The following is a 13803-nucleotide window of genomic DNA, read 5'->3' on the forward strand; positions in this document are numbered from 1 at the left end:
CCGGGCGCGGGGCGACAGGGGCGGGGGCCCGAGGGGTTCGGACGCCGGCGCGCGCGGGAGGCGGCGGCGCGGCAACGGCGCGCGAGGCGACCGGAGTCGGCGGCGGGCTCGGAGGCCGGCGCGGCCTGCCGCTCGGGCGCGGCCGTGGCGGGCGGCGCGGCGGCGGTCGTGGTGGTACGGGGGAACGGCGCGGTAGAGGCGCCCACACGGAGTTCGGTGGACGCCCCGGTATCAGCAGGAGGCATGTCCACGACCGTAAGCAGAGCGCTCTCATGCGTCCAATGCACAACATCGCCATAATCGATCCCATGGTGCATGAGCGCAGGTCAGTCCGTTCCGTGTCACGCCAGGGAAAGGAAAAAGTCACGTCGGACACACCCACCGTCACGCGGCCGTCGACCGTGACCCCCACCCGGAGCCCGACCCCGCCCTCGACCCCGGCCCCGCCCCCGGTCGCTGGCCCGCCCTCGACCCCGCCCGCGCGCCCGACCCCGTCCCCGTCGGCGCCGGCCGCGCCCGGCACCCACGCCGCCTCGTGGGCGGCGGCCCTCGCGCCGCGGCTCGTGCAGTTCGCGGCCGTGGCGCGGTACGAGCACGTCACCCGTGCCGCGCAGCAACTCGGCGTGCCGCAGTCCACGCTGAGCCGGGCCATGGTGCGGCTCGAAGCGGATCTGGGCGTCGCCCTGTTCGCCCGGCATGGCCGCACCGTCTCGCTCACGCCGGCCGGCCATACCTTCCTGGCCTCCACCCAGCGGGCGCTGGCCGAGGTGGAGCGGGCCGCGGAGTCGGTGCGTGCCGACGCCGACCCGGCTGCGGGCAAGGTCGCCTTCGGCTTCCTGCACACGCTGGGCTCCGAGACCGTGCCCGGGCTGCTGCGCGCGTTCCGCGCCGACCACCCGCGGGTGCGCTTCCAACTCGTCCAGAACTACGGCGAGGCGATGCTCGAACGGCTCCGCGCCGGCGACCTCGACCTGTGCCTGACCTCGCCCGTCCCCGACGCCCCGGACCTGGTCGCGCGCCGCCTCGACGAGCAGAAGCTACGCCTGGTCGTCCCCGACGACCACCGGCTCGCGCACCGCAAGCGGGTCCGCCTCGCCGAGGCGTCCGGCGAGCTCTTCGTCACCCTGGAACCGGGCTACGGGCTGCGCCGGATCACCGACGCGGTGTGCGCCGAGGCCGGGTTCACGCCGAAGGTCGCCTTCGAGGGGGAGGAGGCCGAGACGCTCCGTGGCCTGGTGGCGGCCGGCCTCGGCGTGGCGCTGCTACCGCCGCCCGCGGTGCCGCGGCCCGGCGTGGTGGAGCTGACGGTCACGGCGCCGCGCGCGGTCCGCGAGATCGGCGTGGCCTGGCTCGACGGGCACCCGGACACGCCACCGGTGACGGCCTTCAAACGCTTCCTGCTGAGCCGCCGTGGCCAGCTCCTGCCCCGCTGACGGTCGCCGACGCCGGCCCGGCCGACGGCTGCGCCGCCGACGGCTGCCCCGGCCGGCGCCCCGCGTCGCGCGGCGGCTAGGACTTCTCGGCCAGCAGCGGCTTGAGGGCCTCGCGCAGGTCGTCCTCGCCGACCGGGCTGAGCGCGCGGGCGGCGATCTTGCCGTCGCGGTCGATGAAGAGGGTGGACGGAATGCCCTGCGGGTTGAAGCTGCCCTTCGGGAAGTGCAGCGCCAGCTTGCCCGCCGGGTCGTGCCAGCTCGGGTAGCGCACCCCGAGTTCCTTCTCGAACTTGAGGCCCTGGGCCTTCTCGTGGTCGCTGTTCAGACCGATGAACGCCACGTCGCCCTTGGTCTCGGCGGCGACCTTGACCAGGCTCGGGGTCTCGGCGCGACACGGCGGGCACCAGGAGGCCCACAGGTTGATCGCGACCACCTTGCCCCGGTAGTCGGCGAGCCGCACGCGTTCGCCGTCCAGCGCGGCCCCGGAGATGTCGGGCGCGGCCGTACGGTCGGCCTTGGCCACGGTCTCGATGGTGCTGGACCCGTTGCGGGTGAAGGTGGCCTTGCCTGACGAGCTACCGCTGCCACACCCGGTGAGCGCCACGGTGGCGACGAGCGCGCCGGACATCAGGCCGGCCGCGCGGGCGAACGCGGGGCGACGGCTGCGGACACGGGTGCGGGAAACCGGCCGGCGGTGAGGCATGCCGACAAGTCTTCCATGCGCCCCGCACCCACCCCCGTGCGCCCCACCCCCTACGCCGCCGAACCTCCGCCGAACTGCCGCCGAGCCACTGCCAGACCACCGCCGAACCGCCGCCGAACCACCGCCGAGCCGTCGCCGCCCTGGTTCCGCCCCGTGGACCCGCCCGCTCCGCCCAGCGAGACCCGCCGCCCCCGCCTCCTCCGGGCCCCGCCCCGTGCGAGCCCGCGCGCTCAGCTCTCCGCCCCCGTTCTCCGCCCCTCGCCCCTCGCTCTCCGCCCCCTACTGTCCGGCCCCGCTCCCGGCCCGCGCTACCGCCGCAGCGACGAGCCGAAGCCCGCCGCGAGCGGCATCCGCAGGCCGAGCGGGGGCGGGGCGGCCAGCGCGTCCGCCAGTGGACGCGCGTAGTCCTGGTCGAAGAGGGAGCCCAGCGCGAAGTCGGCGGCGAGCGCGTACACCTCCTGCCGATGCTGGTGGAGGCGGTGGCCGTCGGTGTGCACCTCGAAGCGGCACACCGTGCTGTTGATCTTCTTGGCCCGCTCGACCAGCCGGTAGGAGAGTTCGGGGTCGGTGTGCTCGTCGTTGCTGCCGTGCACGACGAGCACCTGTCTGCCCGCCAGGTGCTTGACCGGGTCCGGGCTCAGCGTGGCCTCCGGGTTCGGTAGCCAGGGGGCGATGGCGAGGACCGAGCCCACGGCCGAGTGCCCCGCCGCGAGCAGCGCGGCCCGCGCCCCCATGCCCATTCCGACCAGGCAGATCGGCACGTCCCCGTAGCGCCGCACCACCTCGTCCGCGGCCCACTCGGCGTCCGCCACGGGGTCCGCGGCCGACCCGTTCCAGCCGCGACATCGATAGCGGACGACGTGTGCCGTCAGCCCCTCCGGCCGGCCCGCCTTCGCCAGCCCGCGCGCGAGCGGCCACATCGCCGCGGCCGACAGCGCGGACGGCCGTCGGGTTCCGGTTGGCGCGCCGTCGGGCAGCAGCAGCGCCACCCCACCCACGGCCTTCCCCTCCGCCGCCACCCCCACGGGCCGCCCCAGCCGGGCGCTTCGATCCGGTCGTTCCGGCAACGCTTGCTGAGCCATGTCAGAACGATGGCAGAAGCAAGGGTGTACTCCACTACGCAGACTGGTCACTGTTCCGTATCTATCCAGCCGGTTACCCCAGGCGATCTACGCGCGTAGGGGCTATGGTGCGCAGATGACGAGCGAGAACACCCAGCAACCCAACCCGGAGCAGATCCGGCGTGCCCCCAAGGTGCTGCTGCACGACCACCTCGACGGCGGGCTGCGCCCGGCCACCATCGTCGAACTGGCCCGGGAGAGCGGCTACGAGGGGCTGCCCGAGACCGACCCCACCGCGCTCGGCACCTGGTTCCGCGCGGCGGCCGATTCCGGTTCGCTCGAACGCTACCTGGAGACCTTCGCGCACACCTGTGCCGTCCTCCAGACCGCGCAGGCGCTGCGCCGGGTAGCGGCCGAGTGCGCCGAGGACCTCGCCGCCGACGGCGTCGTCTACGCCGAGGTGCGCTACGCCCCCGAGCAGCACCTGGAGCAGGGGCTGACGCTGGAGCAGGTGGTCGAGGCGGTCAACGAGGGCTTCCGTGAGGGCGAGCGCCGGGCGCGCGCGGCCGGCCACCGCATCCGCGTGGGCGCGCTCCTCACCGCGATGCGGCACGCCGCCCGCTCCCTGGAGATCGCCGAACTGGCCAACCGCTACCGCGACCTGGGCGTCGTCGGCTTCGACATCGCGGGCGCCGAGGCGGGCTTCCCGCCCACCCGGCACCTGGACGCGTTCGAGTACCTCAAGCGCGAGAACAACCACTTCACCATCCACGCGGGCGAGGCGTTCGGCCTGCCGTCGATCTGGCAGGCGCTCCAGTGGTGCGGCGCCGACCGGCTCGGCCACGGGGTGCGGATCATCGACGACATCCACGTGTCCGAGGACGGCGGCATCAAGCTCGGCCGGCTCGCCAGCTACGTGCGCGACAAGCGCATCCCGCTGGAGCTGTGCCCCACCTCCAACCTGCAGACCGGCGCCGCGAGTTCCTACGTCGAGCACCCCATCGGGCTGCTGCGCAAGCTGCACTTCCGGGCCACGGTCAACACCGACAACCGGCTCATGAGCGGCACCAGCATGAGCCGCGAGTTCGAGCACCTCGTGTCGACCTTCGGCTACACGCTGGACGACATGCAGTGGTTCACCGTCAATGCGATGAAGTCCGCGTTCATCCCTTTCGATGAACGTCTGGCGATGATCAACGACGTGATCAAGCCCGGATACGCCGAGCTGAAGGCCGAGTGGTTGTTCCGTCAGACCGCCGTCGGATAGGCGCTGACCAGCGGTTTTCCTGGTGCGGTGGGGTGCCGCGGCGAGGGCCGTGGCGGTGCGGGCACGCACCGGCACTCCCGACATCCCCGCCCATCTCCGGTGTTTGCGGGGCATCGGAGCGGCTGGCTACGTTGCAGTGCCGCTCAAGAACCCCGTACCAAGGAAGATTTCTGATGAAGCAGGGAACGATCAAGACCCTTGGCGTCACCGCCGTGGGTATCGCCTTCGCCGCCACCGCCGCGGGAACCGCTTCGGCCGCCCCGTCCGGGCTCGGGCCGGTCACGGGCCCGGCCAAGGAAGCGGTGAAGACGCTGCCGAAGAAGACGGAGAAGCTCGCGAAGCCCGACGCCAAGACCGCTCCGAACCCGGTGCAGAGCCTGCTCGGCGGGCTGCCGCTCGGGGGCTGACGCTTCGCGCGCAGGCCACGGTGGGCCGCACGTCCGGCAACGGGCGGGCGGCCCACCGCCGCGTGTGCCCGCCGCGCTCCGGCGCCCGGCGCATCGGCCCGGGCCGGTGGCTCACCAGGCGCCGGCCCGGTTCTTGTTGTCGGCCGGCAGCAGTATCCACAGCGCGAGATAGAGCAGGAACTGCGGGCCCGGCAGCAGACACGAGGCCACGAAGATCACCCGCATCGTGGTCGCGGACGTCCCGAAGCGCTGGGCCAGTCCGGCGCACACGCCGGCGATCATTTTGGTGTTCTGAGGGCGTACGAGAGCGGTGCTCATGGGGACTCCCTGTCGTCGTCCGCGGTCTCACCCGAGGAACTGTTGATAGCTCCACGCTAGGTGCCCGCGGCCGACGGGGCGTCGCACTACGGTGCGATGCCGACCCTGGAGATCGTCGGGGTCACCCCCGAGGCCGCCTCCTCCCGAGGGAGGGCGGCCGGCGCCCGGCCCTGCCCCCGGCGGCGGAGCCGGGCCCGTACGGCAGGCACCACCGCCAGGTGCGCCAGTGCGACGCCCGCCGTGTTGAGCAGCACCGTGTCCACGTCCACGACCTGGCCGGCGACCGTGGACTGGGCGAGTTCGATGGCGCACGAGATCAACGCGCTGGCCAGCACCGTACGCAGCAGCGACGCCAGCCGGTGGGCGTCGACGCGGCCCCCAGCCAGCGGTAGCAGCACCCCGAGCGGCGCGTACAGCAGCAGCTCGCGCGCGATGCGCCGGGTGGCCTCGGCGAGCCCGACGTCGAGGTCTCCACGGATGGAGGCCAGCGGCTCCAGATTGCTGGCCGTGACCCAGGTGGCGGCCAGCGGGCGCAGGGAGAGCCAGGCGATGAAGGCGAGCTGCGCCACCAGGAGGAGGATGCCCGCGAGGCGGAAGCGGATGTCGGCCGTGCGGCCGGGACCATGACCCTGCACGCCAGTCAGGACGCGCGGCGCCGCCGTCCCGGTTCCGCCGACCCCACGGTGACGGGCCTCACGCTCCGCGCGACGAATCCCGCCCCGACCTGCGCCGCGGCCCGCCCCGCCTCATCAGCCCAGCCAGCCCCGCCGGCCCGGCCAGTCCCACCGCCCCGACGCGACCCGTACCCGCCGGGCCGTCGGGTCGCCGGGCCGCCGCCCACTCCTGCGGTGGTCGGTCGGCCGCCCACTCCGGCGGGCTGCCCAGCCGGCCGCCTACTCCACCAGGGTGCCCGAGCTCTGTGCGCTCTGGGGCCGGGTGCGCAGGTCGGTGCCGCACTCGTACCGCTTGAGACCACCGACCCCGAGCGTGTCCTCCCCCTCGGGCGCGGCCGGCCCGCCGAGCACCACCGCGCGCCGGCCGCCCACCGCCGGGGTCTCGGCGAAGGTGCACACGAGCTGCGCCAGCGCGTACGGCGGCAGCTCGTCGGGCTCCCGGTTCAGCCGCAGCGTCCCCGCCGGGTCGCCCTTGGCCGGCCCCGAAACCCGCACCCAGGGGCCCACCTCGCTAGTGAAGCCCGCCTTCGCCTCGGCGGCCGACTCCGGCTGCTGGAGCTGGTTGAGCAGTGCCCGCGCGAACTCGTCGGGGCGCGGCGCCTGGTCGCCCTTCGGCAGCCGGAGCACCCGCCGCACGGGCAGCAACTGCGCGGAGCACACGAGCTGCACGGTGACGGCGACCCCGTCGGTGGCCCGGGGGGAGGCCGCGGAACCGGGCAACTGGCACGAGGCGCGCGAGGGCGCCGCGCCAGCGTCCACGGGAACCGAGGTGGAGCGGATGCCGCACCCGGCGACCAGCAGCGCGGCGACCGCCCCGAAGACCCCGAGCGCCGCCGCCCGGGTGCCATGCGCCCGGCGTGGCGCCGGCAGGGTGGGGCCGGGGCGCTCCGTGCCGTACGGGTCCGCGGTCCGGGGGCTCATCGCTCGCTCCTCTTGTCTTTCCGGTCCCGGTCCTTCGTGCCGTCCCGCTTCTCGGCCTTGTCAGCGGCCTTGTCGGCGGCCATGCCGCCCCTGTCCGCCCGATCCGGCTTCTCCGACTTCTCGGCCTTCTCGGCCTTCTCCGCCTTCTCGGACTTCTCGGATCGGTCGGCCTTCCCGGCCTTCCCGGCCTTCTTGTTCTGCTCGGCCTGGTCCGACCGGCCCGCGTCCGCCACGACCTCGGAGGCGTCCATCGGCAGCCGCAGCGTGAAGATCGCGCCACCCTCGGGGGAGTTGGCCGCGGTGATCTCGCCGCCGTGGATGTGCGCGTTCTCCAGGGCGATCGACAGGCCGAGGCCGCTGCCCTCCGAGCGCGGCCGGGAGGCGCTGGCCTTGTAGAAGCGGTCGAAGACGTGCGGCAACACCTCTTCGGGGATGCCCGGGCCGTGGTCACGTACCTCGATCAGCAGCTCGTCGGCGGCGGGCCGCACCGAGACGCGCACCGGCGAGCCGCCGTGCTTGAGCGCGTTGCCGATCAGGTTGGCCAGGATGACGTCGAGGCGCCGCGGGTCGAGGCGGGCGACGATGCCGCGCTCCGCGTCCAGCTCCACCGCGTCCAACCAGGCCCGCGCGTCGATGCAGGCCGTCACCTGGTCGGCGACGTCCACGCCGTCCAGGACGAGGCGGGCGGTGCCCGCGTCGAAGCGGGTCACCTCCATCAGGTTCTCCACCAGGTCGTTCAGCCGCCGGGTCTCGCTGACGACGAGCTGCACGGCGGGCGCGATCATCGGATCGAGCGAGTCCGCCTCCTCCTCAAGGACCTCCGTCACGGCGGTGATCGCCGTCAGCGGAGTCCGCAGCTCGTGCGACATGTCGGCGACGAACCGGCGGCTGGACGCCTCCCGCGCGCTCAGGTCGTCGACCCGCTTCTCCAACGACTCGGCCGTCCGGTTGAACGTACGGGACAAATCGGCCAGTTCGTCCGTTCCCGAAACCCGCAGCCGGGTGTCCAACTTGCCCTCGCCGAGCTTGCGCGCGGCGTCCGCGAGGCGTTGTACGGGGCGTAGCACCGTCGCCGCGGCGGCCTGCGCCAGCAGCGCGGAGCCGATCAGCGCGAGCCCGGTGGCGATCCCGAGCGACCAGGCCAGTGAGTTGAGGTCCTGCCGCTCGTTCTCCAACGACTTGAGCATGTAGCCCGTGGGGCCGCCGCCGATCACCTTGGCGCCGCCCACCAGGTACGGCGCCCCGTCCAGCGAGATCCGCTGCCAGTACAGGTGGTAGGGGTAGGCGTTCGAGCCGTCCACCGGGCGCTTCTTGTTGACCGCCGTGCGCAGCGCCTCCGGCACCATCTCCCAGTCGAAGACCTGCTCGTTGGAGAAGGCGGCGCAGCCGGTGTGGCCGCTCTGCTGGGTGATCAGCAGCACCTCGTACTTCTGCGAGCTCTCCGCCATGTGCTGCGCGGCAGCGTCCAGGGCGTCGCAGTCCGGCTCCAGCGGCAGGGCTCCGGTGTGGTCTTCGAGCGACTTGTGGAAGTCGTCGAGCGCGGCGTTCTGCGTCCGGTTCAGGACGGCGTCACGGTTCAGCCAGTACGCGATGCCGGACGCCGAGACGGCGGCGACCAGGGCGACCACGGCGAACACGAGCATCAGCCGCAACCGCAGGCTCATCCACCGCAGAATCCCCGCAGCCCAGCCCCGTACTCGACTGGGCCCGTCCGTCACTGGGGGGTGTCCAGTCGGTATCCGACCCCACGCACCGTGCGGATCAGCGTCGGCGACGAGGGCACGTCCTCGACCTTCGCGCGCAGCCGCTGCACGCACGCGTCGACCAGCCGCGAGTCACCGAGGTAGTCGTGCTCCCAGACCAGGCGCAGCAACTGCTGTCGGGACAGCGCCTGCCCCGGGCGGCGGCTCAGCTCCAGCAGGAGTCGCAGCTCGGTGGGGGTGAGCTGGAGATCCTCGCCGTTCTTGGTGACGGTCATCGCGGAGCGGTCGATCACCAGTGAGCCGAACGACGCCGAGTCGTTCGCCTCCCGCTCGCCGCGGCGCAGCACGGCGCGGATGCGGGCGTCGAGCACCCGCCCCTGCACCGGCTTGACCACGTAGTCGTCCGCGCCGGACTCAAGGCCCACCACGACGTCGATGTCGTCGCTCCGCGCGGTCAGCAAGATGATCGGCAACTGGTCGGTGCGCCTGATGCGGCGACACACCTCAAAGCCGTCAATACCGGGCAGCATCACATCCAACACGATCAGGTCAGGCCGCTGCTCGCGCAGCAGCTTGAGGCCGTCCTCTCCCGTGGCCGCCGTCGCCACACGGTGGCCCTGGCGGGACAGGGAGAGTTCGAGGGCCGTGCGGATGGCGTCGTCGTCCTCGATCAGCAACAGGAAAGGCACGTTGGTCATTCTGGCCTACAGGTGGGCTGGAGTTCGACCTCCGGGGCAGCGCGCGACGGCTCGCCCGGGTTTCGGGGCCTGTGACACGGCTGTGACAGTCGACGGACAACGCGATGAAACTGGCTTGCCAGTCTTTTGGTCACCGGGCGGAACCACCCCGGTAGGCAAGAGACCGAGACAAGCTCCACGACGGGGGGCGCGACATGAACACCTTGCACGGCACGACAACCAGCGCAGGTATTCGGACGCGCCTACACGCCGGTTGGAGCTGGGGGAACCCTCAGACGGAGTCTGGGGGAGACAAGTCCGGTGCCGTGAGCGGGCGGGGGTGCGCTCGCGGCACCGGACGTCAGCGGTCGCCCATCATGTACGTGGCGGCGGCTGACGCGGCCACGGAGGCCCGTGGGGGCGCCGCGGTCGCCGTAGGCAACGGGGGAAACGGGGGCACGGCGCACGGGGGAAGCAGCAACCGGGCCGAGGCGGAGTTCACCGCGTACGTCCAGGAGCGCCGCGCCTCCCTCTTCGCCACCGCCTACCACCTGACTGGTGACCGGTTCGAGGCGGAGGACCTGCTGCAGAGCGCGCTGTTCTCCACGTATCGGGCCTGGGACCGTATCAGTGACAAGGCAGCGGTCGGCGGATACCTCCGCCGCACCATGACGAACCTGCACATCAGTGCCTGGCGTCGTCGCAAGTTGAACGAGTACCCGACCGAGGAACTGCCCGAGACCGTCGGTGACCACGACGCGATGCGCGGCACCGAGCTGCGCGCCGTGTTGTGGCAGGCGCTGGCGCGGCTGCCCGAGTTGCAGCGCACGATGCTCGTCCTGCGCTACTACGAGGGCCGCACCGACCCCGAGATCGCCGACATATTGGACATCAGCGTCGGCACGGTGAAGTCCAGCATCTGGCGTTCGCTGCGCCGACTGCGCAGCGACGAAACGCTCGCCTTCGGGCGGGACGAAGAGGAGTCCTTCGGCGAGCTCGTCGCCTGAAGGCAGGGGGAAACACGGGGGGAGCACGGGGGAAATGGGGGGCCGTCTTTCGGGGGAGAGGCGGAACCACGGGGGGAAACCGGCGGACCGTCTTCCGGGGGGAAGGCGGAACGCCACGGGGGAAGAACGGGGGAAATGGGGGGCCGCCTTCCGGGGGGAAGGCGGGACGCCAGGGGGAACACGGGGGAAACAGCGGGGCGGGACCGGCGCGCGGGGGGTGCGCCGGTCCCGCCCCGCACTGCTGTGCGCGGGCGCGACGCGTTACGGGGCGGGGGCGCGGGGCGACGTACGGCGCGGGGGCGGGCGGTCAGGCGGCCAGGCGCGCGGCGGGGGCGGTCGCCGCCGTGGCGATCCGGCGCAGGGCGCTCGCCGCGTCGCACGGGTGCGCGCCGAGGCCGGTCTGGCGGGCGATGATGCCGCGCTCGGCGCGCAGCAGGCGCAGCCCGCGGCGTAGCAGGTAGGGCACCGGCTTGCGGCCCTCGCGGAGATCGCGCACCAGCCGCCGGCGGAAGGTGGTCAGCGGGCGGCCGGTCAGGCACAGCGCGTCGGCCAGCAGGCCCAGCTCCCGGCACCGGTCGATGATCTCCGCCGCGAAGATGCCCTCGGCGACGCACAGCGGTGCGCCGTGGAGGGCGAGGCTGGCGCTGCCGGTGCGCGAGCTGGTGGGGATGTCGTACAGCGGCACCTCGGTGCGGCCCGTGCGGCACAGCGTGCCGATGGCGGCGACCGCCGCGTCCGCGTCCCAGGACAGCGGGGAGTCCCAGTCGGCGCCGCCGCCGTCGGGGAGCGCTGGCAGGGACGGGTCCGTGGCCTCCTTGTAGAAGTCGTCGAGGTTGAGCACGGGCAACCCGCTGCGGGCGGCCAGGGAGGACTTCCCCGAGCCCGACGGGCCGGCCAGCAAGATCACGCGAGGATACGAGGGAGGCGCTGTCACGGGACACCAGTGTGCGGCATGGGGCCGAACGAGGGACCCCCTGGGCAGGCGAGTCGTTGCCCGCCGACCGCTTCGACCGCGGTACGTGTCCGACCGATGACGCTTTCCGACAGGAAACGGGTAGGTGCACACGGCCTCACGCACGGGTGACAAACGGGCTCTCGCACGGCGCGCGTTGCCGCGCGCGGGGCTGGTCGTCACGGCACGGCGGCCGGCGCGGCCCTGGCGGGCGGCGCGGCGAGCGCGCGGGCGGGCCGGCGAGCGCGCGGGCGGGGCCCGGGCTCGTGCCCCGGCCCCGCCCGCGCGTTGCCCGTCAGGGCCTGAGACTCAGACGCCCATCGGGTGCCAGACGGTTTTGGTCTCCAGCAGGGAGAGCATCCGCTCCGTGCCGGGGTCGGCGGCCCAGTAGTCGCCCTTGGCCGTGTCCCCAGGCTGTGGACGAAGGACGCGCTTGAGGTTGTCGGCCGCGGCCCGCTCCAGCTCGACCGCCAACTCGCCGGCCACGCCGGCCAGGTCGATCGCGTTGACGTCCTGGTGGGCGGCGAGCGGCGGGCCCAGCTCGGCGGCCTTGCCCGAGAGGATGTTGACCACGCCGCCGGGCAGGTCGGAGGTGGCCAGCACCTCGCCGAGGGACAGGGCCGGCAGCGGCGCCCGCTCGCTGGCGACCACCACGACCGTGTTGCCCGTGACGATCGCCGGGGCGATCACCGACACCAGGCCGAGGAAGGAGGAGTCGGTCGGCGCGAGCACCGCGACGACGCCGGTCGGCTCGGGCGTGGAGAGGTTGAAGTACGGGCCGGCGACGGGGTTGGCCGCGCCGGCGACCTGGGCCACCTTGTCGGACCAGCCCGCGTACCAGACCCACCGGTCGATCGCCGCGTCCACCCGCGCCGCGGCCTTCTTGGCCGACACGCCGTCGGCCGCGGCCACCTCGGCCGCGAACTGCTCGCGGCGGCCCTCCAGCATCTCGGCGACCCGGTAGAGGATCTGGCCGCGGTTGTACGCCGTCGCGCCCGACCAGGGGCCGAACGCCTTGCGGGCCGCGACGACCGCGTCCCGGGCGTCCTTGCGGGAGGAGAGCGGGGCGTTCGCCAGCCACGCGCCCTTTGCGTCGGTCACCTCGTACACCCGCCCGCTCTCGGACCGGGGGAACTTCCCCCCGACGAACAGCTTGTAGGTCTTGAGCACGCTCAAGCGGTCAACAGTGGACATCAGCGATCGCCCTCCGGGCTCGTCGTTCCGGCGCGGTCGCCCTGCGGGCCCGCCGGGGCGAGGTACGCCTCCAAGCCGTGCCGGCCGCCCTCGCGGCCGTAGCCCGACTCCTTGTAGCCGCCGAACGGCGACGTCGGGTCGAACTTGTTGAAGGTGTTGGACCACACGATGCCCGCGCGCAGCTTGCTCGCCATCCACAGGCTGCGGCTGCCCTTCTCGGTCCAGATGCCCGCCGAGAGGCCGTACGGGGTGTTGTTGGCCTTCTCCACCGCCTCGGCCGGGGTGCGGAAGGTGAGCACCGTGAGCACCGGGCCGAAGATCTCCTCGCGGGCGATGCGGTGCGCCTGGGTCACGCCCGTGAACAGGGTCGGCGCGAACCAGTAGCCCGTGGACGGCAGGTCGCACGCCGGGGCCCAGCGCTCGGCGCCCTCCGCCTCGCCGGCCTCGGCGAGCGCCGTGATCCGGGCGAGCTGCTCGGCGGAGTTGATGGCGCCGACGTCGGTGTTCTTGTCGAGCGGGTCGCCGACGCGCAGCGTGGCCATGCGCCGCTTGAGCGCGTCCAGCAGTTCGTCGGCCACCGACTCCTGCACCAGCAGCCGCGAGCCCGCGCAGCACACGTGGCCCTGGTTGAAGAAAATGCCGTTGACGACGCCCTCGACGGCCTGGTCGATGGGGGCGTCGTCGAAGACGATGTTGGCCGCCTTGCCGCCCAGCTCCAGCGTCAGCCTCTTGTCCGTGCCGGCCACCGTGCGGGCGATCTGCCGGCCGACCTCGGTGGAGCCGGTGAACGCGACCTTGTTGACGTCCGGGTGGGCCACCAGCGCGGCGCCGGTGGAGCCGTCGCCGGTGAGGATGTTGACCACGCCGCGCGGCAGCCCGGCCTGGCGGCAGACGTCGGCGAAGAACAGCGCGGACAGCGGGGTGGTCTCGGCCGGCTTGAGCACCACCGTGTTGCCGGTGGCCAGCGCCGGGGCGATCTTCCAGGCCAGCATCATCAGCGGGAAGTTCCACGGGATGATCTGGCCGGCCACGCCCAGGGGTCGCGGGTTCGGGCCGAAGCCCGCGTGGGCCAACTTGTCGGCCCAGCCCGCGTAGTAGAAGAAGTGCGCGGCGGTCAGCGGCAGGTCGGTGTCCCGGGACTCGCGGATGGGCTTGCCGTTGTCCAACGACTCCAGGACGGCCAGCTCGCGCGAGCGCTCCTGGATGACGCGGGCGATGCGGAAGAGGTACTTGGCGCGCTCGGTGCCGGGCAGTGTCGACCACGGGCCGAACGCCCGGCGGGCCGCCCTGACCGCCCGGTCCACGTCCGCCTCGCTGGCGTGGGCGACCTCGGAGAGCACCTCCTCGGAGGCGGGCGCCACGGTCTTGAAGACCCTGCCGTCCGCCGCCTCCTGGAACTCGCCGTCGATGAAGAGCCCGTAGGACGGCGCGATGTCCACCACCGCGCGGGACTCGGGTGCGGGTGCGTAGTCGAAAGCCATCTGTC

The 13803-nt window shown here is 73.1% G+C and carries 14 protein-coding genes; 4 read left to right on the forward strand and 10 right to left on the reverse strand.

Annotation, left to right across the window (positions count from 1 at the left end):
* Positions 1–563 precede the first annotated feature (563 nt).
* Positions 564–1433 (forward strand): LysR family transcriptional regulator, encoded by an 870-nt coding sequence (locus AC3CHW_RS21450; RefSeq protein ID WP_232544082.1) that lies wholly within the window; start codon positions 564–566, stop codon positions 1431–1433.
* 76 nt (positions 1434–1509) lie between these two features.
* Here the strand turns inward: AC3CHW_RS21450 and AC3CHW_RS21455 are convergent, their stop codons facing one another.
* The gene (locus AC3CHW_RS21455; protein WP_381158080.1) at positions 1510–2136 is read right to left on the reverse strand and encodes a TlpA family protein disulfide reductase; all 627 of its coding nucleotides are present in this window, start codon (positions 2134–2136) and stop codon (positions 1510–1512) included.
* Between the two features lie 308 nt (positions 2137–2444).
* Positions 2445–3218: an alpha/beta hydrolase gene (locus AC3CHW_RS21460; protein ID WP_398610263.1), complete on the reverse strand. Its 774-nt coding sequence runs from the start codon at positions 3216–3218 to the stop codon at positions 2445–2447.
* Positions 3219–3333: 115 nt separating this feature from the next.
* Here AC3CHW_RS21460 and AC3CHW_RS21465 point away from each other — a divergent pair, with 115 nt between their 5' ends.
* Entirely contained in the window at positions 3334–4464 is a 1131-nt protein-coding gene (locus AC3CHW_RS21465) for an adenosine deaminase (protein ID WP_398610262.1), read from the forward strand.
* Positions 4465–4637: 173 nt separating this feature from the next.
* Positions 4638–4871: a hypothetical protein gene (locus tag AC3CHW_RS21470; protein ID WP_187059968.1), complete on the forward strand. Its 234-nt coding sequence runs from the start codon at positions 4638–4640 to the stop codon at positions 4869–4871.
* A 111-nt stretch (positions 4872–4982) separates the two neighbouring features.
* On the opposite strand, the gene AC3CHW_RS21475 is transcribed toward AC3CHW_RS21470, so the two are convergent.
* The 5 genes from AC3CHW_RS21475 to afsQ1 form a co-directional block, all read right to left on the reverse strand.
* Entirely contained in the window at positions 4983–5189 is a 207-nt protein-coding gene (locus tag AC3CHW_RS21475) for a PspC domain-containing protein (RefSeq protein WP_187059966.1), read from the reverse strand.
* Positions 5190–5275: 86 nt separating this feature from the next.
* Positions 5276–5824: a VanZ family protein gene (locus tag AC3CHW_RS21480; RefSeq protein WP_398610260.1), complete on the reverse strand. Its 549-nt coding sequence runs from the start codon at positions 5822–5824 to the stop codon at positions 5276–5278.
* A gap of 258 nt (positions 5825–6082) precedes the next feature.
* Positions 6083–6784: a hypothetical protein gene (locus tag AC3CHW_RS21485; RefSeq protein WP_488467543.1), complete on the reverse strand. Its 702-nt coding sequence runs from the start codon at positions 6782–6784 to the stop codon at positions 6083–6085.
* On the reverse strand, positions 6781–8601 hold the full coding sequence (locus AC3CHW_RS21490) for an ATP-binding protein (protein ID WP_488467544.1): 1821 nt from the start codon (positions 8599–8601) through the stop codon (positions 6781–6783). Before AC3CHW_RS21490 ends, AC3CHW_RS21485 begins: the two co-directional genes overlap by 4 nt.
* Positions 8499–9176 (reverse strand): two-component system response regulator AfsQ1, encoded by a 678-nt coding sequence (gene afsQ1 / locus AC3CHW_RS21495; RefSeq protein WP_176166125.1) that lies wholly within the window; start codon positions 9174–9176, stop codon positions 8499–8501. The genes AC3CHW_RS21490 and afsQ1 overlap by 103 nt, the downstream gene beginning before the upstream one ends.
* Before the next feature lie 203 nt (positions 9177–9379).
* On the opposite strand from afsQ1, the gene AC3CHW_RS21500 reads away from it, so the two are divergent.
* On the forward strand, positions 9380–10171 hold the full coding sequence (locus tag AC3CHW_RS21500; RefSeq protein WP_488467545.1) for a SigE family RNA polymerase sigma factor: 792 nt from the start codon (positions 9380–9382) through the stop codon (positions 10169–10171).
* Between the two features lie 307 nt (positions 10172–10478).
* On the opposite strand, the gene AC3CHW_RS21505 is transcribed toward AC3CHW_RS21500, so the two are convergent.
* The 3 genes from AC3CHW_RS21505 to AC3CHW_RS21515 form a co-directional block, all read right to left on the reverse strand.
* Positions 10479–11105: a uridine kinase family protein gene (locus tag AC3CHW_RS21505; RefSeq protein WP_398610257.1), complete on the reverse strand. Its 627-nt coding sequence runs from the start codon at positions 11103–11105 to the stop codon at positions 10479–10481.
* Positions 11106–11432: 327 nt separating this feature from the next.
* Entirely contained in the window at positions 11433–12317 is an 885-nt protein-coding gene (locus tag AC3CHW_RS21510) for an aldehyde dehydrogenase family protein (protein ID WP_488467546.1), read from the reverse strand.
* Complete coding sequence (locus AC3CHW_RS21515; RefSeq protein ID WP_488467547.1) at positions 12317–13798, reverse strand: aldehyde dehydrogenase family protein; 1482 nt, start codon at positions 13796–13798, stop codon at positions 12317–12319. The genes AC3CHW_RS21510 and AC3CHW_RS21515 overlap by 1 nt, the downstream gene beginning before the upstream one ends.
* Between the last annotated feature and the right edge of the window lie 5 nt (positions 13799–13803).

The organism is Streptomyces sp. MGP-BFMKR1 (genome assembly GCF_057766585.1).